This is a genomic window from Streptomyces sp. DSM 40868, assembly GCF_011820545.1.
Taxonomy (GTDB): Bacteria; Actinomycetota; Actinomycetes; order Streptomycetales; family Streptomycetaceae; genus Streptomyces; species Streptomyces eurythermus.
This window is the reverse complement of sequence record NZ_CP050504.1, coordinates 7888547-7909758: the sequence shown is the minus strand read 5'-3', so window position 1 is coordinate 7909758 and position 21212 is coordinate 7888547. Positions and strand designations below refer to the sequence as shown.

Genomic DNA, 21212 nt, shown 5'->3' with positions numbered 1-21212 from the left:
CGCTGCACGCGCCGTGACTAGGGTCTGCCGACCTCGACGGGCAGCTGTCGTACGCCGACGATGACGGCCGGGTTCTGGTAGGCGATGTCCTCGTAGGAGGGGATCGCCAGCATGCGGAATCGTTCATGCAACATACGCAGGGCGATCCGTGCCTCCAGCCGGGCCAGGGGTGCGCCGAAACAGAAGTGGATGCCGTGCCCGAAGGTGAGATGGGGATTGGGACTCCGGGTCACGTCGAAGACGTCGGGCGCGGCGAACCGGGCGGGGTCCCGGTTGGCGGCGCCCAGATGGGCCATCAGCAGGGTGTCCGCCGGGAGTTCGTGGCCGCCGAGGACCACGGGCCGGGTGACCCGGCGGCCCAGCTCCGGGAAGGGCGGCAGCCAGCGCAGCACCTCCTCGACGGCGGCCGGGATGCGCGCGGGGTCGGCGCGCAGCGCGGCGTGCGTGCCGGGGTGGCGGTCGAAGGCGACGACGGCGTTGCCGAGCAGCGCGGTGGTGGTGATGTGCCCGGCGACCAGCAGCAGCGCCACGAAGCCGACCATCTCCTCGTCCCGCAGGCGCACCCCGTCCACCTCGGCGGCGATGAGTCTGCTGGTGAGGTCGTCGCCGGGGTCGGCGCGGCGGGCGCGGATGTGCTCCAGCATGTAGCCGTTCATCTCGCGCACCGTGGGGGCGATGGCTTCCAGCGCCCGCTCCAGGTCGGCCATGTCGGGCGCCTCGCCGAGCTGGTCGCCGCCGAACAGCACGCCCGCCCACTCCTGGAAGAGCCGGTGTTCGCCGGCCGGGATGCCGAGCAGTTCGGCGATGACGATGATCGGCAGCGGGTAGGCCAGCGCCTCGACCAGGTCGAACCGGTCGCGGTCGGCGACGGCGTCCAGCAGCCGGGCGCAGACGGCCTCGATACGGGGCCCGAGTCCCTGCACGACCCGGGGGGTGAACGCCTGGCTCACCAGGGCACGCAGTCTGCGGTGGGCGGGCGGGTCCATGCCGACGAAGTTGCCCTGCCGGAAGGTCTCGAAGTCGGGCTGGGTGGGGGTGAGGGCGGACAGGTCCGAGGAGTACGTCGCCGGGTCGGCGAGCACGGTGGCGACCGACTGGTGGTCCAGCACCTGCCAGACGCCCTGTGTCGCGTCGTACCGCACCGGCCCGGCCTCGCGTAAGCCCCGCCAGCGGTCGGGTAACTCCTCCAACAGGAGGCGCTCGCCCGTCGGTTGCTTGCTGATCACCTTGTCTCCTTGCTAGCGGGTGGCGCGTGCGGGCACGCGGGAGTCACACACCGAGGCTCCTCGGGGCCCCGGCCGCCCGGGGCGCGAGCGGTTCCGGACACGGCTGTGCCGACGTTTTCCGGACATCGGACGGGAGGCAGCGCGTGGCCCGCGCGGCCTTGGTGGTGCGCGGCGGAACGGTCAGTCGCCGTCCGTCCGACGCCGGAGCGGGCCCATGGCCCTCAACACGTGCGATCCAGGACGCGGCGACCGCGCGGCCGGCCACGGCCCCGCGGCGAGCCCGGTCGTGTGGCGCGCCAACCCGACATAACCCCATCCCCTCGGCGATACCTCCCGCGCAGCGATCACGCGGGACCCTCCCGGCTCCTGTACGACAGCGGGCCCCCAGCCCGGCCGTTCGAAACGAGGTGCGAAATGACGCGTTCTCGGCGCCCGCCCTCCCGTGGGGAGCGGATGCCACCCCGTGATGGGCATGGTGCACACCCCGGGACACCTTCGTTTCGAGGGAACTCGGCCACAGTCTTCACGGTGCGTCACGCGCAAGCAACCCCCTGAAGTTGAACGGAGAGTACTGTGCCGATGCTTTTGCGTCATCATCGGGCCATTCACCGGAGCCCCTGACGCGCGTGGAGGCGGCGGCCTGATCGTCGCCCCCGCGTGTGCCCCGGCGACTCACCGGCAAACCGGGCGCGGGGAAAAAGATGCCAGAGGGGCCCCTGTGGACCCGCCGCCCGCTCCCCCGGCCACCCGGACGGTGCCCTACCGCCCGGTACGACGGGTTGGCCGAACCTCGCCTGATCTGTGGTGACGATTCGGCCACCGGACACGCTGGACCCGCCGCGCGGACGACGACGCGACACGCCGTGGGCGACTCGGCCCCGCCACCCCCGCATCCGGCCCGCCCCGCACCCCGTCGCCCCGGCACCGGACCGCTGCGGGATCCGGAATGCACCGGCCCTCTCCTGTGCCCGCGATTTCGGCCATCGTGGCGTGACAGGGGGGCGCACAGAAGCCCTCCGTACACCACACGCGCACCACGCGTCCAGCCGTGCGCCCCGCACGCCGGAACACCGACTGTGCGCCCCGCCCGCGAAACCCCGACCGCGCGCGCCGCCCGCCGACCGGCACCGTGCGCCCCGCCCGACGGGCGCGCCCCGACGAGCCACGCCCGGCCGGGCCGGCCCCCTCGACACCGACCGGCCGAGCCCCCTCCCCCGCATCCCCCGCGCGGGGCGGCAACCGGACGGGGGACACGGAGCACCGCGCAGCGCGGCGGGGCGCCGGGACCGTTCGCCGTGCGCCGGGCGCCGCCCCGAGGGAGTCTTGTGCCCTGGACACGGCACGCGGCCGGAGGAGGTGGTCGGCGTGTCCGACGGGCCGGAGCCGGCGCCGACGGCCGACGGGGGGACGGCCGCGCAGCCGATGCTGTCGCTCGCCCTGGTGTCGATGATGCACGAGGTCCACGCGCACTCCGGCGCGGTCTATCTGCTCCGCCCCGACGAACCGGTCCTGGAGATGGCGGTGCACGCGGGCATGCCCCGGGCGTTCGCGGCGCCGTGGGAGCGGGTGGGGCTGAACGCCCCGCTGCCGGTGGTGGACGCGGTGTGCGGACGGCGCCTGGTGTGGGTGGGCGGCGAGGAGGAGATGGCCCGCTGCTACCCGCGCATCGCGGTGGTGCTGCCGTACCCGTTCGCACTGGCCGCGCTGCCCGTGGCGACGGAGCGGCAGGTGTACGGGGCGGTGTTCGTGACCTGGCCCGGCGGGCATCCGCCGGAGCTGACCGACGCCGAACGCGACCGCCTGTGGGCGGCCTGCGAGCGGCTGGCGCTGCGGCTGGAACGGGCGGGGACGTCGTGGCCCCGGGCGCACGGCCCCGGGGAGGAGGCGCAGGCGTCCTCGGTGGCCGGGGCCGCGACGGTGGCGGAGACGCTGGGCTCGGTCGAGGCGGTCCGGCTGGTGTCCCGGCTGCCGTACGGGCTGATGTCGCTGGATCTGCACGGCCGGATCGGCTTCGTGAACCCGGCCGCCGCCGAACTGCTCGGCCGGCCGGCCGGGGAGCTGCTGGGCACTCCGCTGTGGGCGTCGGTGCCCTGGCTGAACGACCCGATGTACGAGGACCGCTACCGGGCGGCGCTGATCAGCCAGCAGATGGCGTCCTTCGTGGCGCTGCGCCCGCCCGGGGACTGGCTGTGGTTCCGGCTGTACCCGAGCACCACCGGGCTGAGCGTGCGCGTCAGCCGGGCCCACTCGGTGACGGAGACCCCGCACGGGGCCCGGCAGGCCGGGCCGGGCCCGTCCCGGCTGATGACGATCTCCCAGGTACTGGGCCTGGCGGGCGCGCTGACCGAGGCGGTGGGGGTACGGGACGTGGTGCAGCTGGTCTGGGACGAGGTGGCCCCCGCCGTCGGCAGCCAGGCGATGGCGATCCTCGGTTCCGAGGGCGGGCGGATGCGTGTGCTCGGGCACCGCGGCTACCGGGACCCGCACATCGTGGAGCGGTTCGAGGGGCTGCCGCTGGCCGAGCGCACCCCGGGCACGCAGGTGCTCAGCACCGGCGTGCCGGCGTTCTTCGGCTCCCGGGCGCACCTGGAGCGGCTGTATCCGAGCCGCCACGAGACCCCGGACGGCTTCGCGGCCTGGGCGTATCTGCCGCTGATCGCGTCGGGCCGGCCGGTGGGCACGTGTGTGCTGGCGTACGCCGAGCCGCATGTGTTCCCCGCCGACGAGCGGGCGGTACTGACCTCGCTCGGCGGGCTGATCGCGCAGGCCCTGGAGCGGGCCCGGCTCTACGACGCGAAGCACAGCCTGGCGCACGGCCTCCAGCAGGCGCTGCTGCCGCACTCGCTGGCACCGCTGCCCGGCATCGAGGCGGCGGCCCGCTATCTGCCCGCCACCCACGGCATGGAGATCGGCGGCGACTTCTACGACCTGGTGCCGGCCCGGCCGCTGGCGGCGGCGGTGATCGGGGACGTCCAGGGGCACAACGTGACCGCGGCGGGCCTGATGGGGCAGATCCGCACCGGCGTACGGGCGTACACCACGGTGGGGCAGGCGCCGCACGAGGTGATCAGCAGCACCAACCGGCTGCTGATCGATCTCGGCTCCGAACTGTTCGCCAGCTGTCTGTATCTGCGGCTGGACCCGGCGCACGGGCGGGCCGTGATGGCGCGGGCGGGCCATCCGCCGCCGCTGCTGCGCCGGCCGGACGGGAAGGTACGGGTGCTGGACCTGGCCGGGGGTCCGCTGCTGGGCATCGACGCCTCGGCCGTGTACCCCACGACCGAGGTGTCCCTGCCCCCCGGCTCGGTCCTCGTCCTGTACACCGACGGGCTGGTGGAGTCCCGCGGCGTCGACATCGAGGACGCGCTGGCGGACCTCGGCGAGCTGCTCGCGGACGCAGGGGACCAGCCGCTGGAGAGCCTGGTGGACGAGGTGGTCCGGCACAGCGTGGCGGCGCGGGACCGGGTGGACGACGTGGCGGTCCTGCTGCTCCGGGCCCGCGCCGACGGCTGAACGCCCGGCCGGGACCCGGCCGCCCGTCGGAGGGACCGGCACCGGACGACGGGGCCTGGTCCGGGGGTCCGGGTCCGGCCCTCCCGCCGGAGGGCCGGACCGCTCCCCGCCGGCTGGAACCGAGGGGGGCCGGCCGGGGAGTCTCGAGGGGCGCCGGTCCGCTCAGCGCGTACCGGTGAGGGCCGACGGTCCGTCGTCCGCCGCGCCGGAACGGGACCCGGCGGAGTGCGCCGACGAGTCACCGTCCCCGCCGACCGGGTCGCCACCGGCACCCGGGCCGGCCTCGTCGCCGGAAGCGGCATCAGAATCAGCACCGGGCTGATCGCCCGCGCCCGCCTGGTCGTCCTCCCCTCCGCCCGCTCCGCCGCCGAGGCTCGCCCCGGTGGCCCGGAGGGCGGTGGTGACCGGCTGGAAGAAGGTCTCGCCGCCGCCGGTGCAGTCGCCGCTGCCGCCGGAGGTGAGGCCGAGGGCGCCGCCGTCCTGGGTGAACAGGGGCCCGCCGCTGTCGCCGGGCTCGGCGCACACGTCCGTCCGGATCAGACCGGTGACGGTGTCCACGCCGCCGGGGTCGGTCTCGCTCCGGAAGTTGACGGTGGCGTCCAGCCCGGTCACCCGGCCGTCGTGCAGCCCGGTGGTGGAGCCCATCCGGAACACGGCCTGGCCGACGGTGGCCTCGGCGGCCCGGCTGATGGGCACGGTCCGGCCGTCGCCGGCGTCGACCTCGCTGGGCGCCCGGGTGCCCGGGTCGTCGTACGTGACGAGGGAGAAGTCGCCCTCGCCGGGGAAGGTCGCCCGGTCGACGGTGGCTATCGGCTCGCCGGTCTCGGTGTCGGACCACTTCTCGGCGGCGACCCCGCAGTGACCGGCCGTCAGGAAGGCGGGCCTGCCGTCGGCGGCGGTGACGTTGAAGCCGAGGGAGCAGCGCACGCCGCCGCCCTGGGCCCGGGAGAAGATGGCGTCGCCGCCCGAGGCGAACGTCTTGAACGTGCCGGCGGACCTCTTCAGGGTCGCCATGCCGGGGCCGAGCCCGCGCACGGCGGACCGGAGCCGGTCCCACCGGGCGCCCGTGACCGTGGAGTCGGCGGTGACGAGGATCTTGTCGGTGCGCGGGTCGACGGCCCAGGAGGTGCCCGGGATGGCGGCCTCGGCCCTCAGCGTCCGTGCGGCCGCCCTGAGTTCGGCGGCGCTGTTGGCCACCTGCCGGACGACCGCGCCGGCCTTCTTCGCCCGGACGATGACGTTGTCGTCGCCGTTGACCACGTTGACGACGAGCTGCTGCCGGCCGCTGTCGTAGTAGGAGCCGGCGAAGGCGTCGCCGAGGAGTTCGCGCAACCGGGCGTCGAGGTCCGGCGCGTCCGTGGCCCGCAGCGTCCTCGCGGTGCCGGTGCCGCCCGGCGCCCGGCCGTCCTGTCCCGCGTCCTGCGAGGCGCTGGCGTGGGGCAGCAGGAACGCCGCCGCGCCGAGGGCCGCGACACCGCCCACCGCCATCGCGGCCTTGCGCCGGGGCATTCGCTTGTGACTCAACCTTCTCGACCTCCTGGGAGGGGAGCCCGCCGCTCGCGGGCCGTGCGGACCGGGGTGGGTATCGCGGCGCCTGGATGGCCGTAGGTACGCGGCGGCGGCTCGGTGTGTTCAATTCCGGTTCCGTACGCCCGTGGTGGGGCGGTGAACCGGCCACGCTTCCGTGTGCCACGGCGGGCGGGCGGGAACAATCGCCCCCATGACGATGACCACCGCCGAGGCGGACGAGATCCTCTCCGCCCGTTTCGCCCCGTGGGTCCTCGAACTCGGGCTGGCCGTCGAGGCGGTGGGCGAGGACCGGGCCGTGCTGCGGCTGCCCTGGTCGGACCGGTTGGCCCGGGAGGGCGGCGGGCTGTCGGGGCAGGCCCTGATGGCCGCGGCCGACACGGCGACCGTCATCGCGGTCTCGGCCGCCCGGGGCGGGTTCGTGCCGATGACGACCGTGCAGCAGTCGACGTCGTTCCAGCGGGCGGTGACCGGCGCGGACGTCCTGATCGAGGCGGTCCTGACGAAGCTCGGCCGCCGGACGGCCTTCGCGGACGTGACACTGACCGACGCGGCCTCGGGCGCCCTCGCGGCCCGCGCGAGCACGGTCTACGCCCTTCTGGGCTGACGTCCCCGGTCACCGGCCGACAGCCCACGATCGACTACCGTCAGCTACCGGTCCGTAACGATCGGCTGTCGACGTGAACCGGAATCCCCCCTTCAGGGAATCTGCACATCCATTACCCAGGCACCTCACCGACCCCCGGGCTTCTGCACAACCGCGCACCCCGCGGCACGCCTTTGGCGAGGAGTGCCGGATTCGCGTTCCGGCCCGCAAGGAACCCGTCGCGACGATGCCGTGCGGCATGTGAAGGAGTCGCCGACATGACGTGCGCACGCCTGCACGGATGAACCCCGTCGGAAGCCAAATTCCCAGGTGGGAGCCCTGGTTGATTGGAAGCGCGCCCCGCGTGCGTGCTTTGATCCATCGCACCGCAGAGGTCCGGCGGGCCCCCGGAACAGGGGGTTCGGCGCCCGCGGTCGCGGCCGTCCGTCTGTCCCCAGAGGGGGCCGCTCCCCCCTTGTGAAGTCATCCATACGAAGGGAAGTTCCATCATGAACTCCACCCCCCAGGTCGAGACCGTCGAGATCTCGGACGCCGAGCTGGACAACGTCTCCGGCGGTCTGTCCGTGAACACCCTCAACAGCACCCTGGGCACCGTGAACGAGATCGCCCCCGGCGTGACCGGTCTGGTCAACACGGTCGTCGGCACCGTCGAGGGTGTCACCGGCCTGAACACCGCCCCGATCAACGGCCTGGTCGCCGGTCTCTGATCGCACCCCCGGTGTCACCCGAAGTCCCGGAGCCGCCCTCGGCTCCGGGACTCTCGGACGTTGGGCACCGAACGCGTCACCCCATGCGTCACCTCATGCGTCTTACCCACAGGTGAGGGAAGTTCCGTGCAGTTCCGCCAACAGGCCCTCGCCAAGCTCCAGTCGCCGGAGGAGCTGGACCTCCCGGTGCGGCTGGCCCGTCCGCAGGGCTGGCTCGCGCTCGGCGTCACCGTCGTCGTCATGGCCGCGGCCTCCGTGTGGGCGGTGACCGGCTCGGTCGCCTCCACGGTGAGCGCGCCCGCCGTCCTCACCCACGGGCAGGGCAGTTATCTGCTCCAGAGCCCGGTGGCCGGACAGGTGACGGCCGTCCTCGCCCGGCAGGGCGAACGGCTCCCCGCGAACGCGCCCGTGCTCAAGGTCCGTACGGAACAAGGCGAAACGGTGGTACGCACGGTCGCCGCCGGCCGTGTCACCACGCTCGCCGCGTCCATCGGGCAGATCATCCAGACCGGCACCGACGTCGCCGCCGTCGAGAAGGTCGCCCACGCCTCCGACCCGCTGTACGCGACCGTGTACGTGCCCGCCGAGAACGCCGCCGCCATCCCGGCGCACGCCTCCGTCGACCTGACCGTCTCCTCGGTCCCGGCACAGCGGTACGGCGTGCTGCGCGGCACGGTGAAGTCGGTGGACCGCACCGCGCAGTCCGCCCGGACGATCGCCGCGTTCCTCGGCGACAGCCAGCTCGGCGAGCAGTTCACCCGCAAGGGCCGCCCGGTCGCCGTCCTGGTGGAACTCGCCAAGTCGCCCGCCACCAAGAGCGGTTACCGCTGGTCCAACGCCGGGGGACCGCCGTTCCGGCTGGAGTCCATGACCCTCGCCACCGGCTCCGTCCACCTCGCCGACCAGCACCCCGTCGATTGGCTGCTCCCGTGACCACCGCCCAGGAAACCCGTGGCCGCAGACGGGCGGCCCCCGCCAAGCGGCCGGCCCCCAAGTCCCGTACCGGCAAGGTCCGTACGCCCACCGTGTTGCAGATGGAGGCCGTCGAGTGCGGCGCCGCCTCCCTCGCGATGGTCCTCGCCCACTACGGCCGGCACGTCCCGCTGGAGGAGCTGCGCATCGCCTGCGGTGTCTCCCGCGACGGCTCCCGCGCCTCCAACCTGCTGAAGGCGGCCCGTAGTTACGGCCTGACCGCCAAGGGCATGCAGATGGACCTGGCCGCCCTGGCCGAGGTGCGGGCCCCGGCCATCCTCTTCTGGGAGTTCAACCACTACGTCGTCTACGACGGCATGGGCCGCCGCCTCGGCCGGCGCGGGGTGTACGTCAACGACCCCGCCAAGGGCCGCCGTTTCGTGCCCATGGAGGAGTTCGACGGCAGTTTCACCGGGGTCGTGCTGGTGCTGGAGCCCGGCGAGGGCTTCACCCGGGGCGGGCGCCGCTCCGGGGTGCTCGGCGCGATGCCGGCCCGGCTGCGCGGCACCGCCGGCACCCTCCCGGCGGCGGTGCTGGCCAGCCTGCTGCTGGTCGCGGTCGGCGCGGCCGTGCCCGCGCTCAGCCGCACCTACATCGACACGTTCCTCATCGGCGGGCAGACCTCGCTGCTGGGCGTGCTGTTCACCTCGATGGCCGCCTGTGTGCTGCTCACGCTGGTGCTGACCTGGCTCCAGCAGGCCAATCTGCTGCACGGCCGGATCATCTCCTCCACCCTCTCCAGCGCCCGGTTCCTGCGCCATCTGCTGCGGCTGCCGGTGACGTTCTTCGCCCAGCGCTCCCCCGCCGACCTGGTGCAGCGGCTGCAGTCCAACGACCAGGTCGCCGAGACCCTGGCCCGCGACCTGGCGGCGGCCGGCGTGGACGCGATCGTCGTCGTGCTGTACGCGGTGCTGCTGTACACCTACGACCCGCAGCTGACGTTCGTCGGCGTCGCCGTGGCGCTGCTGAACGTGGTGGCCATGCGGCTCGTCGTACGGCTGCGCGCGACCCGTACGGCGAAGCTGCGCGCGGACACCGCACGGCTCACCAACACCTCGTACACCGGCCTTCAGCTGATCGAGACGCTGAAGGCGACCGGCGGCGAGGACGGCTACTTCCGCAAGTGGGCCGGGCAGCACGCCACCACGCTGGAGGAGCAGCAGCGGCTCGGTGTGCCGAGCGCCTGGCTGGGCGTGGTCGCGCCGACCCTCGCCACCTTCAACAGCGCGCTCATCCTGTGGATCGGCGGGCTGCGCGCGGTGGAGGGGCACATCTCGGTCGGTCTGCTGGTCGCCTTCCAGGCGCTGGTCGCCCGCTTCACCGCGCCGCTGACCCGGCTCAACGGCGTGGCGGGCCGCATCCAGGACTTCGCGGCCGACGTGGCCCGGCTGAAGGACGTGGAGAACTTCCGGACCGACCCGCTGTACGCCCGCCCCGGCGGCGACTCGGCCCGGCGGCTGCACGGCCATGTGGAGCTGGAGAACATCACCTTCGGCTACAGCCCGCTGGACCAGCCGCTGCTGACCGGCTTCGACCTGACCGTCGGCCCCGGGCAGCAGGTCGCGCTGGTCGGCGGCTCGGGCAGCGGCAAGTCCACGGTCTCCCGGCTGATCTCGGGCCTGTACACGCCGTGGGACGGTGTGATCCGCATCGACGGCCGCCGGCTGGAGGACATCCCGCGCGGCGCGCTCGCCGCCTCCGTCTCCTTCGTGGACCAGGACGTCTTCCTGTTCGAGGGCTCGGTCCGCGACAACGTGGCCCTGTGGGACCCGTCGATTCCCGACGAGGCCGTGGTGGAGGCGCTGAAGGACGCGGCGCTGTACGACGTGGTGATGCGCCGGCCCGGCGGCATCCACAGCCGGGTCGAGCAGGACGGCCGCAACTTCTCCGGCGGGCAGCGCCAGCGCCTGGAGATCGCGCGGGCGCTGGTGCGCCGCCCGAGCATCCTGGTGCTGGACGAGGTGACCAGCGCGCTGGACGCGGAGACCGAGCTGGTGGTGATGGACAACCTGCGCCGACGCGGCTGTGCCTGTGTGGTGATCGCGCACCGGCTGAGCACGGTCCGCGACAGCGACGAGATCGTCGTCCTGGAGCACGGCACGGTCGTGGAACGCGGGCGGCACGAGGAGCTGGTGGCGCGCGGCGGCGCGTACGCGGCGCTGGTCAGGGAGCGGTGAGATGACATCCGTGCAGGAAGGCGACCTCGTCCTCGGGGCGCTGGGCTCGCTGGGCACCCGGCTGGACTGCGCCGGCCTGGGCCGCCTGGACCTGGAGGGTCCGCAGGTGCTGTGGCTGGTCGCGGCCGGCGCGCTGGACCTGTTCGCGGTGGACGCCGCCGAGCAGGGCCACTGGCACCACCTGGGCCGGCTGGAGGCGGGCACACTGCTGCTCGGCCCGGTCACCGGCCCCCGGCACACCCTGGTGGCCCGCCCGGTCCGGGACTGTGTGGTGCACCGGGTCGGGCTGCGCGAGCTGTACCAGCCGGCCGGCACGCAGACCTGGTCCTACGACGAGTACGGCACCCCGCAGTACGTGCCGCCGGCCTCCAGCCCGCTGGAGTACGCGGTCGCGCTCGGCGTCGGCCGCGGCCTGTCCGTCCTCTTCCAGGCGCCGCTGGCGGACGAACGCGCCGCCGCGCCCGCCGACGACGACGTGTTCTGGATGCAGGTGCCGCCGGGCAGTGTGCAGTACGGCTCGCTGTACGGCGCCGAGGCCGCGGCCGATCTGCTGATGGACCCGGCGCTGTGGCAGAGCATGGTGGACCAGCAGTACCGGCTGCTGACCGCGCTGGACCGGTGGATCGAGCAGCTGGAGCAGGCGCACGAGACGCGCACGGCCGCCGGGATCAAGGCCGGTGAGGCGGTGCGCGCGCAGGCCGACCGGACGCTGCTGGCCGCGATCGGCAAGCGCTCGGCCCGCCACCCGACGGCCGCCGACGCGGACGCCACCCACGCGGCCTGCAAGCTGGTCGCCGAGGCGGCCGGGATCGTGCTCGCCGAGCCCGCGCAGAGCGGCACCGCGAGCGAACGGCTGGATCCGGTGGAGCGGGTCGCGCTGGCCTCCCGGGTGCGCACCCGCACGGTGCGCCTGGAGGGACGCTGGTGGCGGGAGAACGCGGGCCCGCTGGTCGGCCACCGGGCGCTGTCCGGCGCCCCGGTGGCGCTGCTGTGGCGGCGCGGCGGCTATGTCGCCGTGCATCCGGGCACCGGCCGGGAGACACCGGTCGGCAAGGACAACGCCGGGGAGTTCGAGCCGCGCGCGGTGATGTTCTACCGGCCGCTGCCCGACAAGCCGCTCTCCCCGCTCGGGCTGCTGCGGTTCAGCCTCCGCGGGACCCGCGGCGACCTGCTGAACCTGCTGCTCGCGGGCCTGGTGACGGTGGCCATCGGCGCGCTGGTGCCGATCGCGACCGGCAAGGTGCTCGGCGAGTACGTGCCGAGGGCCGAGGAGGGCCTGATCGTCCGGGTGTGCCTGGCGGTGATGGTGAGCGGGGTGGTCGCGGCGGCGTTCACGCTGCTGGAGAACCTGTCCATCCTGCGCCTGGAGGGCCGTATCGAGGCGGCGCTGCAACCGGCCGTGTGGGACAGGCTGCTGCGGCTGCCCACCCGGTTCTTCACCCGGCGTTCGACCGGTGAGCTGGCCAGTGCGGCGATGGGCATCAGCGCGATCCGCCGGCTGCTGGCGGGTGTCGGCCCGGTCGTCGCCCAGTCGGTGACGGTCGGCGCGATGAACCTGGGGCTGCTGCTGTGGTACAGCGTGCCGATGGCGCTCGCGGCGGTCGGGATGCTGCTCGTCGTCGCGGTGGTGTTCGCGGGGCTCGGGCTGTGGCAGGTGCGCTGGCAGCGGCGGCTGGTGGTGCTCGGCAACAAGCTCAACAACCAGGCGTTCCAGACCCTGCGCGGGCTGCCCAAGCTGCGGGTGGCGGCGGCCGAGAACTACGCCTACGCGGCCTGGGCCCGCGAGTTCGCGCGCGGCCGGGAACTCCAGCAGAAGGTGGGCCGGATCAAGAACCTGACCACGGTCCTGGGCGCGGTCTACCTCCCCGTCTGCACGCTGCTGATGTTCATGCTGCTGGCGGGCCCGGCCAAGGGCGCGATGTCGGCGGCGGACTTCCTGACCTTCAACACGTCGGTGACCATGCTGCTGACCTCGGTCACCCAGCTGACCGGCGCGTTCGTGTCGTCGGTGGCGGCGCTGCCGCTGTTCGAGGAGATCAAGCCGGTGCTTCAGGCCCGGCCCGAGGTGCGGGCGGCGAGCACCCGTCCGGGACCGCTGTCGGGCGCGCTGGAGGCCCGCCGGCTGTCCTTCCGGTACGCCGACGACGGCCCGCTGGTCCTGGACGACGTGTCCTTCGCCGTACGGCCGGGCGAGTTCGTCGCGGTCGTCGGCCCGAGCGGCTGCGGCAAGTCCACGCTGCTGCGCCTGCTCATCGGCTTCGACCGGCCGGTCTCCGGCAGTGTCCTGTACGACGGCCAGGACCTGGCGGCGCTGGACCAGTCGGCGGTGCGCCGCCAGTGCGGGGTCGTCCTCCAGCACGCGCAGCCGTTCTCCGGCTCGATCATGGACGTCATCTGCGGCGCGGAGCCGTACACGCCGGAGGAGGTGATGGCGGCGGCCGAGCTGGCGGGCCTCGCGGAGGACATCCAGCGGATGCCGATGGGGCTGCACACCATCGTCGCGTCGGGCGGCGCGATCTCCGGCGGACAGCGGCAGCGCCTGATGATCGCCCAGGCGCTGATCCGGCGTCCGCGGATCCTGTTCCTCGACGAGGCGACCAGCGCCCTGGACAACGACACCCAGCGCGTCGTCATCGACAGCACCCGCAAGCTCAACGCCACCCGGATCGTGATCGCCCACCGGCTGTCGACCGTCCTGGACGCCGACCGGGTGATCGTGATGGAGGAGGGCAGAATCGTCCAGCAGGGCCCCCCGTCCGAACTCCTCGCGGACACCGGCGGCCGCCTGCACGAACTGGTCCGTCGGCAGCTCGCCTGAGACCCGATCCGGCGACGCGGTCCGAGACGGGGGTCAGGGCTCGTCCCGCTCCTCGGTCCCGTCCGTCCACTCCGGCTCGTGGTGGGAGGGCATCCAGTGGTGTTCGGTGAACCAGCGGCCGAACAGGGCGCCGCCGTAGATGACGAAGCCGACGCCGATCAGCCAGGACTCCACGACGAGGACGGTGCCGACGGCGCCGTAGCTGAGGGCGTTGGTGACGATGAGCGGGGTGAACACCAGGTAGGAGAAGGCGCGCAGGCCGATCAGGCCGATGACGGTGGCCACCGCGCCCGGCAGCAGCGCCCGCCAGCGGACCTGGCCGCCCAGCAGGAAGCGCTGTCCCCACCAGAAGAACAGCGCGCCGCTCACCGTGGACAGGGTGATCCGCTGCCCGCCGTGCAGCGTCGTCTTCGTCGCCGCCTCCTGGTAGAGGTACGCGGTCAGCACCACCAGCCAGGTCGCCTGCCGCCACACCCGGTGCCAGGGGCCGGACGCCAGGCCCCAGATCCTTTCGTAGGCGTTCTGCACGCTGCCGCCGAAGGCGACGCCGAAGACGGCGAGCAGGACCCCGCTGAGGGCACTGGTGGTGCCGATGACCTTGCGGGGCGGGCTGATGACGTCGGTGACCGCGTGCGCGGACCGCCCGGACAGGCCCATGCCGTCGGTCAGCCAGGAGGCGAAGCCGCCGCGCACCAGGGGATCGGCCGCGGCGACCACGATCAGCAGCGGCGCCAGCGTCACCAGGGCCAGGGTGGCGAACCCCATGGCCCGGTGCATCAGCTCCAGTTCCCGGCCGTGCTCGAACAGGGCGCGGACCCGCAGCCACTGCCACGCGCGGTGCAGGCCGCGCCGCAACCGCCTCACGGCTCCTCCCGTGCTCGCCGCCGACCCGCCGTCGTACCGATCTCTCCAGCCTGGCACGTGCCGGGCGGCTCGCAGCCGCAGCGCGGACACCGGCACGGCGGGGTGGTGCGCACGGGTGACCCGGCCCACCGGCGGGCGGTTTGGGCGCCGCCACGGCGGAGAAGGGTCCATCCGTGCGGAAAACCGTGCGGAGCACCGACCACGAGACGCCGGACGGCCGGCGGCGGACCCTGATCCTCAGCGCGAGCATGGGAGCCGGTCACGACACCGTGGCCGCCGAACTCGCGCGCCGGGCCGAGGCCCGGGGCGAGCGGGCCGAGGTGGTCGACGTGCTGCGGCTGCTGCCGTACGGCCTGGGCACCGGGCTGCGCCGCGGCTACCAGGCGTCGGTGCGTCACCTGCCCTGGGTGTACGCCGGGATCTACGGCGCGTTCCTGCGCGAGGGGCGCGTCCCGCGGCCCGGCGGGGTGCCGCTGGCCCGGCTCGCCGGGGACCGGCTGACGGACCTGGTGGACCGGCTGCGCCCCGACGTGGTGGTGTCCGTCTTCCATCTGGCCGCACAGCTCACCGGGCATCTGCGGGCCCGGGGTGTGCTGCGGGTGCCCAGCGCCGTGTTCCTGCTGGACTTCGCGGTGCACCGGCAGTGGCTGCACCCGGGCAACGACCGGTATCTGTGCCTGACGGACACGGCGGCGGCGCAGGTGCGCCGGGCCCTCGACGCGCCTGTGGTCACCACCGGGCCGGTGGTCGCGCCCGCCTTCCGCGGGCCGGCCCCCGGCGCAGCTCGGTGGCGGGAGCGGTTCGCCGCGCTGGCGCCCGGCAGGCCCCCGGTGCTGCTGTCCGCCGGCGCGTGGGGCGCGGCGTCGCGGCCGGCCGCCACCGCCCGGCTGCTGGCGGGTGCCGGCCGGCTGCCCGTGGTGCTGTGCGGCCGCAACGAGCGGCTCTACGCCCAACTGTCCCGGGAGCCGGCCGCGCTGGCCCTGGGCTGGGTCGACGACATGCCCGGGCTGCTGGCGGCGGGCCACGCCCTGGTGGACAACGCGGCCGGCCAGACGGCCGTACAGGCGCTCGCGGCGGGCCTGCCGGTGGTCGCCCACCGCCCGCTGCCCGGCCACGGCGCGGAGGGCGTCCGCCGGATGGCCGACCTCGGCCTGTGCGCCCTCGCCCCCGACGGCCCCGCGCTCCTGAAGGCCCTGGACGGCCTCGGGGAGGGCACCCCGGAACGCGCCGCCCGGGTGGCCCGGGGGCACGCGCTGTTCCGGGGGGACGCGCTGGAGAGCCTGCGGGACCTGTGAGACGTACGGTGCCGCGCACGCCTGCGGCACCCTGCCGGGCGGCCCGCCACCCACCCCGGAACGACGGGCACCCCGCGTGTGGACCGCACGCTCCGCGAAACCGCACCACGGCACTCGCCCGGTCACTCCCGGAGCGCACCTTCCGGCACGGCCGGCCGGGGTGCGGCCGGGGCCGGGGCCGTGCCGTGTTCGTGGAGGGGGCCCACCGTCAGGCCGGCCTCCCGGCAGTCCCGCACGATGACCGGGAGGGCGCCGAGCGTGGCGCGCCAGCAGCCGGGGGCCGAGTACCGGTCGGCGTCGTGCAGCAGCACGGTGCCGCCGCCGCGCAGGTCCGCGGCGACCCGGGCCCGGACGGACCCCGGTGTGGCGTCGGCCGTCCAGTCCCTGCCCCACGCCGACCACAGCACCGTGCGCAGCCCGGCCCGCCGGGCGGCCCGCCAGCGGCCGGTGGTGAGGATGCCGTACGGCGGGCGGTACCAGCGCGGGCGCCGCCCGGTGAGGTCGTGGACGACGCGCACGGTCCGGGCCACCTCCTCGGCGTCGCGGGCGAAAGCGGGCCGCCAGGGCCGGTCGTGGCGCCAGCCGTGCACCCCCAGCTCGTGCCCGCGCCGCACGGTCTCGCGGACCAGTCCGGGATGGCGCACCGCGTGCTCGCCCACCACGAAGAAGGTGGCCCGCGCCCCGAGCCGGTCCAGGACGTCGAGGAAACGCGGGGTCGACTCCGGATCGGGCCCGTCGTCGAAGGTGAGCGCGATGTGCCGGACGTGGCCGGTGCCGGCGAGACCGGGGAAGAGCAGCGGCCGCAGTCCCGGCAGCCAGCTCGCCGCCGGGACGATGTGGGCCGCGGCGGCGCCGGCCGGCAGCAGGGCGGCGGCCGTCCGCCAGGAGCGTCCGGACTCGGGGAACATCGGTGGACCTACCTCCTCGGTGTGCGGGGAAGAGCGGTGGTGGAGCCGGGGCGCGCCGCCGCGTCGCCGGTGTCCCACTCCCCGCCTACGGACGGGGCGTGGGCGAGGCCGATGCTGCCGGCGCCGATCAGGGCGACGCCGGCCGCCTCCGGCAGCATGCGCAGGCCCAGCTGGATCGTCTCGGCGAACAGCACCCAGCCGAGGATGACGCTGCCGAGCGCGTCGCCGAGGGTGAGCGCGGGCTGGGAGGCGGTCAGCGGTCCGGCGGCGAGCGCGCCCTGGAGGAGCACGAAGGCGACCAGTCCGGCGGCCCCCGTGGCGTACGGCGACCAGTGCCCGAGCATCGCAGCGGGACCGTCGGCCAGCCGGCCCACGGCCTCCTTCATGAGCGCCGCCGTGGTGGCGAAGCACAGCGCCGAGGCCAGGCCGAGCAGCAGGGCCCGGCAGGCGCCCCGGACCGGGCGGGCGGCCAGCCACAGCAGCGTGACGGCGCCGAGCACTCCGCCACCGCCCAGCAGCCAGGCTCCGGGCCGTGCGGTGTCGTGCCCGGCGGTCGGCGCGGCGGCCAGCAGGAACAGGGCCAGCCCGCCGGCCAGGGCGACGAACGCCAGCCAGGTCCGGGCGTCGGGGCGGCGCCGGAAGACCACGCTGCCGACGGCCAGGGTGAACAGCAGCTCGGCGGCGAGCAGGGGCTGGACCAGGGACAGGCTGCCCGTGGCCAGCGCCCCGGCCTGCAGCAGTCCGGACAGCACCAGCATGCCGGTCCCGGCCAGCCAGCTGCGGCGCCGCAGCAGCTGGGGGATCCGGCGCAGGATGGAGGACCCCGGTTGGCCGCCCTGGTCCGTCTCCTGTACGGCGGCCCGGCGCTGGAGCACCGAGGCGGACGCGTTGGCCAGGGCCGCGAGCAGGGCGAGCAGCACCGTGACCGCGATCATGACCGCTCACCCGAAGCGGGCGGCGAGCCGCCGGTAGAGTCCGGGCGCGGCGCCGCGCACCAGGACGGGCAGCCGTAGCCAGCCGGGGACGTACACCTCGTCCCTGCCGTGCCGTACGGCGGCGCAGACCGCGTCCGCGACCCGCTCGGCGGGCACCGGCCGGGGCCAGGACCGGGTGTAGGGGTTGCCCCGCCGGTCGAAGAAGGGGGTGTCGACCACTCCGGGGACGACATGGCTGACGCCGACCCCGGTGCCGCGCAGTTCGTAGCGCAGGGAGTCGGCGAAGGTGCCGAGGGCGGCCTTCGCCGCGGAGTAGACGGCCTCCCCGCGTACGCCCACGCTGCCGGCCACGGACCCGATGAGCACGACGCGGCCCGAGCCGGCGGCGACCATGGGGGGCAGCAGGGCGCGCACCAGGCGGACGGTGGCCAGCAGGTCGACGCCCACGACCTCGTCGATGCGTGCGGCGGGCATTCCGGTGAAGTCTCCGGCCCAGCCGACGCCGGCGCCCGCCACCAGCAGGTCGAGCCGGCCGAGGTGGTCCAGGGCGAGGTCGGCGAGTCTGCGGTCGGCGCCGGGCCGGGAGAGGTCCCCGGGCAGCGCGACCGCGCCGGACTGGGCGGCGACCTGCTCCAGTCGGGTGACGTCGCGGCCGTTCAGTGCCAGCCGCCAGCCGCCCTGGGCCGCCAGCCGGCGGGCCACGGCCGCGCCGATGCCCGAGGAGGCGCCCGTCACCAGGGCGGCACCGCCCCGGCCGGGCCGGCCGCCGGGCGGCGGGGCCGCACGCTGCTCGTGGGCCGGGGCCGGGGCCGGCCGGGTGCCGTTCGACGGTCCTGCGGGAGACGGGGCATGGGACATGTGACGACCTCACTGCGACGGCGTAAGGGCTCGCGAACTGTGGGGGCCGAACCCTCGGGGTGTATCCAGGGCGCCACACCCTGAAACACCGCGCACGGCGAGCACCGTCCCGGCCGCCCGGGCGGAGGCTTCCCGGACCGGGAACGGGCCGTCGCGCGCGGCTGCCGGACGCTTGGGACGGCTTCGCCGGGTAACTCGCAGGGGAGATCACCCCATCGGCGGAAAGGAGAGGTCATGCCGGGCGGGAACGGCCACGACGACCATGAAGACCGGCAGGAGTCGGCCCTGGAGGAGGTGCTCCGGGAGGTCGAGCAGGCCGAGAAGCGCGACGAGGACAAGGCCTCGGGCCAGGCCGGGGACGCCATCACCCCGAACACCGGGGCCCAGGAGCAGGCGGACGGGGAGTGAGCCGGCCGGGCGGGGCATCCCGGGAGGCTGACGGGCGGACCGGGCGCGCGGCGCGCGGTGAGCCGCCGGGCCGAGGCGCGGACCGCGCGGTCGGCCGCCGGGCCGGGACACGGACCGCGCCGTCGGCCGACGGACCGGGTGACCCTGCCCGTCGACCGGCGAACCACTCAGTGAGCCGTGTCATGCCACTGACCGGCGAACCACGTACCGAGCCGTGCCGTGCCGTCGGCCGGCGGACCGGATGCCGGGCCGTGTCGTTGATCGACGGCGGGCCGGGTACCCGGGCTCCATGAATCACCACCCGCGAGAACCCCGGCTCCCCCGCCCCCGAGGCCCCCTGTCCGCCGCGCTGACCGCGAATCTGCGCGGCGCGGGCCCGCTCCCCCGCCCCGCCGACGCCGGGGCCGCGGACCCGTACGGCGACGACCTCCAGCTCGCCCTGTACGTGTGCTATGAGCTGCACTACCGCGGTTTCGCCGGGGTGCCGGCGGAGCGCGAGTGGGACCCGGAGCTGCTGCGGGTGCGGGCCGCGCTGGAGGGCCGTTTTCTGGACGCGCTGCGGGCCGACACCCCGGTCCACGACAGCCTGGACGACGCGCTCGGCGCCCTGCTGGTCGAGCCGGCCGAGGGGACGGGGGTCGCCGGTTTCCTGCACAAGGAGGGCGAGCTGTGGCAGCTGCGCGAGTACGCGGCGCTGCGCTCGCTGTACCACCTGAAGGAGGCCGACCCGCACGCCTGGGTGCTGCCGCGGCTGTGGGGCCGGGCGAAGGCGGCGATGGCCGCGGTGGAGTACGACGAGTTCGGCGGCGGCCGGGCCGACCGGGTGCACGCCCGGCTGTTCGCCGACCTGATGACGGACCTGGGCCTGGACACCGCCTACGGCCGTCATCTGGACGCGGCCCCGGCCGAGATGCTGGCCCTGGTCAACCTGATGTCCCTGTTCGGCCTGCACCGGGAACTGCGCGGCGCGCTGGTGGGCCACTTCGCCGAGGTGGAGATCACCTCCTCGCCCGCCTCCCGGCGGCTCGCCGAGGCGATGCGCCGTACCGGCGCAGGCCCGGCCGCGGAGTTCTTCTACGACGAGCACGTGGAGGCCGACGCGGTGCACGAGCAGGTGGTCCGGCACGAGGTGATCGGCGGGCTGCTCGACGAGGAGCCGGAGCTGGCGCCGGACATCGCCTTCGGGATCGACGCGACCGAGTATCTGGAGGACCGGCTGGCCCGGCGGCTGCTGACCGACTGGCGGGCGGGCCGGTCGTGCCTGCGGATCCCTCTGGGGCCGGCGGGACAACGGGAGCCGGAGCGACAGATTTCCCATACATCCTGAAATGAAGGGCATTCGGGTTACGTGAACCTTTTGCTGCTTCCGGGTGTGTACGCCCCCCAGGACGACACGGAGATGCTGGCGGAGGTCCTACGCGAGGAGGCCCCGCCACCGGGTGCGCGCGTGCTGGACGTGGGCACCGGGAGCGGCGCCCTGGCGCTGGCGGCGGCCCGGCAGGGCGCCGAGGTGACCGCGGTGGACGTGTCCCGGCAGGCGGTGTGGACGGCCCGGCTGAACGCCTGGCTGAGCCGGCTGCCGGTGCGCATCCGCCGCGGCAACCTCTTCGCCCCGGTCCGGGGCCGCGCCTACGACATGATCCTGGCGAACCCGCCCTATGTGCCGGCGCCGGAGGACGGGCGCGGGCCGCGCGGCCGGGCCCGGGCCTGGGACGCGGGGGGCGACGGGCGGCTCCTGCTGGACCGGATCTGCCGCGACGCCCCGGCGCTGCTGCGCCCCGGCGGGCTGCTGCTGCTCGTGCACTCGGCGCTGAGCGGCCCCGACCGCACCCTGGACATGCTGCGGGAGGCGGGCCTGAAGGCCGAGGTGGTCCGGCGCCGCCGGGTGCCCTTCGGCCCGGTGCTGCGCTCCCGGGAGGACTGGCTGCGCCGGCGCGGGCTGCTCGGGCCGGCCGACGACAAGGAAGAGCTGGTGGTCATCCGTGCCGAACGACCCTGCTGACAGCGCGCCGCGCGAAGGCGGCGCCAACGCCGCGTCCGCCCGGCGGGTCACCATGCAACGGCGCGGGCCCCTCCTGATGGAAGGGCCCGTGGAAGTCGGACTGGAGGACGGGACCACGGTCCGCTCGGACCGGTTCCGCGTCGCTCTGTGTACCTGCCGGCGCAGTCGCCGCTACCCCTGGTGCGACACGAGTCACCGACGCAGGGCCGACCCGCCGCGTTGAAACCGTACGTTTTTCGCCGCTCCCCGGACGGCCCCCCACGGACCGGCCGGGGAGCGGCTGTGTTGCCCGGAGCCGGCGGGCGGCCCCACTCCGCCCGCCTGCCCCGGTTACGAGATCGCAGGTTCCCCGACCCAGGGGCCGCACTCCCCAGTTGCGGGCCTGATCCGGCGTT

The 21212-nt window shown here is 74.7% G+C and carries 17 protein-coding genes; 11 read left to right on the top strand and 6 right to left on the bottom strand.

Translation table 11 applies throughout. The annotated features are described in order from the left end of the window. Positions 1 to 17 precede the first annotated feature (17 nt). Entirely contained in the window at positions 18 to 1226 is a 1209-nt protein-coding gene (locus HB370_RS35700; protein WP_030779994.1) for a cytochrome P450, read from the bottom strand. A gap of 1422 nt (positions 1227 to 2648) precedes the next feature. On the opposite strand from HB370_RS35700, the gene HB370_RS35695 reads away from it, so the two are divergent. Then, a complete protein-coding gene (locus tag HB370_RS35695; RefSeq protein ID WP_208974549.1) occupies positions 2649 to 4739 on the top strand; it encodes a SpoIIE family protein phosphatase in 2091 nt (696 codons plus the stop codon). Positions 4740 to 4901: 162 nt separating this feature from the next. On the opposite strand, the gene HB370_RS35690 is transcribed toward HB370_RS35695, so the two are convergent. After that, complete coding sequence (locus tag HB370_RS35690) at positions 4902 to 6263, bottom strand: S1 family peptidase (RefSeq protein ID WP_106980622.1); 1362 nt, start codon at positions 6261 to 6263, stop codon at positions 4902 to 4904. Positions 6264 to 6459: 196 nt separating this feature from the next. Between HB370_RS35690 and HB370_RS35685 the strand changes: the two genes are divergently transcribed. The 5 genes from HB370_RS35685 (at position 6460) to HB370_RS35665 (ending at position 13547) form a co-directional block, all read left to right on the top strand. Then, positions 6460 to 6873, top strand: coding sequence for a PaaI family thioesterase (locus HB370_RS35685; RefSeq protein WP_030780003.1), 414 nt, complete (start codon positions 6460 to 6462; stop codon positions 6871 to 6873). Between the two features lie 488 nt (positions 6874 to 7361). After that, positions 7362 to 7580 carry a hypothetical protein gene (locus tag HB370_RS35680; RefSeq protein ID WP_030607508.1) on the top strand — a complete coding sequence of 73 codons (219 nt, stop codon included), beginning with the start codon at positions 7362 to 7364 and terminating at the stop codon, positions 7578 to 7580. 126 nt (positions 7581 to 7706) lie between these two features. Continuing rightward, a complete protein-coding gene (locus HB370_RS35675; protein WP_030780006.1) occupies positions 7707 to 8513 on the top strand; it encodes an HlyD family efflux transporter periplasmic adaptor subunit in 807 nt (268 codons plus the stop codon). Beyond that, positions 8510 to 10729 carry an NHLP family bacteriocin export ABC transporter peptidase/permease/ATPase subunit gene (locus tag HB370_RS35670; protein ID WP_030780010.1) on the top strand — a complete coding sequence of 740 codons (2220 nt, stop codon included), beginning with the start codon at positions 8510 to 8512 and terminating at the stop codon, positions 10727 to 10729. Before HB370_RS35675 ends, HB370_RS35670 begins: the two co-directional genes overlap by 4 nt. A gap of 1 nt (position 10730) precedes the next feature. After that, a complete protein-coding gene (locus tag HB370_RS35665) occupies positions 10731 to 13547 on the top strand; it encodes an NHLP bacteriocin export ABC transporter permease/ATPase subunit (RefSeq protein WP_030780021.1) in 2817 nt (938 codons plus the stop codon). A gap of 33 nt (positions 13548 to 13580) precedes the next feature. Here the strand turns inward: HB370_RS35665 and HB370_RS35660 are convergent, their stop codons facing one another. Next, a complete protein-coding gene (locus HB370_RS35660) occupies positions 13581 to 14402 on the bottom strand; it encodes a ribonuclease BN (protein ID WP_051815537.1) in 822 nt (273 codons plus the stop codon). A 257-nt stretch (positions 14403 to 14659) separates the two neighbouring features. Between HB370_RS35660 and HB370_RS35655 the strand changes: the two genes are divergently transcribed. Beyond that, positions 14660 to 15706, top strand: a complete 1047-nt coding sequence (locus tag HB370_RS35655) for a galactosyldiacylglycerol synthase (protein WP_051815559.1) — start codon at positions 14660 to 14662, stop codon at positions 15704 to 15706. A gap of 122 nt (positions 15707 to 15828) precedes the next feature. Here HB370_RS35655 and HB370_RS35650 read toward each other — a convergent pair whose 3' ends face one another. From HB370_RS35650 to HB370_RS35640, 3 genes are read right to left on the bottom strand one after another with little or no spacing between them, the layout of a single operon-like run. After that, positions 15829 to 16614 (bottom strand): polysaccharide deacetylase family protein, encoded by a 786-nt coding sequence (locus HB370_RS35650; protein ID WP_051815538.1) that lies wholly within the window; start codon positions 16612 to 16614, stop codon positions 15829 to 15831. Positions 16615 to 16622: 8 nt separating this feature from the next. Then, on the bottom strand, positions 16623 to 17549 hold the full coding sequence (locus HB370_RS35645) for a DMT family transporter (protein WP_030780033.1): 927 nt from the start codon (positions 17547 to 17549) through the stop codon (positions 16623 to 16625). 6 nt (positions 17550 to 17555) lie between these two features. Further along, positions 17556 to 18407, bottom strand: coding sequence for an SDR family NAD(P)-dependent oxidoreductase (locus tag HB370_RS35640; RefSeq protein WP_030780035.1), 852 nt, complete (start codon positions 18405 to 18407; stop codon positions 17556 to 17558). Positions 18408 to 18641: 234 nt separating this feature from the next. On the opposite strand from HB370_RS35640, the gene HB370_RS35635 reads away from it, so the two are divergent. From HB370_RS35635 to HB370_RS35620, 4 genes are all read left to right on the top strand, one after another. Continuing rightward, a complete protein-coding gene (locus HB370_RS35635; protein ID WP_167345730.1) occupies positions 18642 to 18815 on the top strand; it encodes a hypothetical protein in 174 nt (57 codons plus the stop codon). A gap of 289 nt (positions 18816 to 19104) precedes the next feature. Beyond that, the gene (locus HB370_RS35630; RefSeq protein ID WP_030780038.1) at positions 19105 to 20142 is read left to right on the top strand and encodes an iron-containing redox enzyme family protein; all 1038 of its coding nucleotides are present in this window, start codon (positions 19105 to 19107) and stop codon (positions 20140 to 20142) included. Between the two features lie 21 nt (positions 20143 to 20163). Beyond that, complete coding sequence (locus tag HB370_RS35625) at positions 20164 to 20817, top strand: HemK2/MTQ2 family protein methyltransferase (RefSeq protein ID WP_280117774.1); 654 nt, start codon at positions 20164 to 20166, stop codon at positions 20815 to 20817. A 52-nt stretch (positions 20818 to 20869) separates the two neighbouring features. Then, positions 20870 to 21040: a CDGSH iron-sulfur domain-containing protein gene (locus tag HB370_RS35620; protein ID WP_078637469.1), complete on the top strand. Its 171-nt coding sequence runs from the start codon at positions 20870 to 20872 to the stop codon at positions 21038 to 21040. The last annotated feature ends 172 nt before the right edge of the window (positions 21041 to 21212 follow it).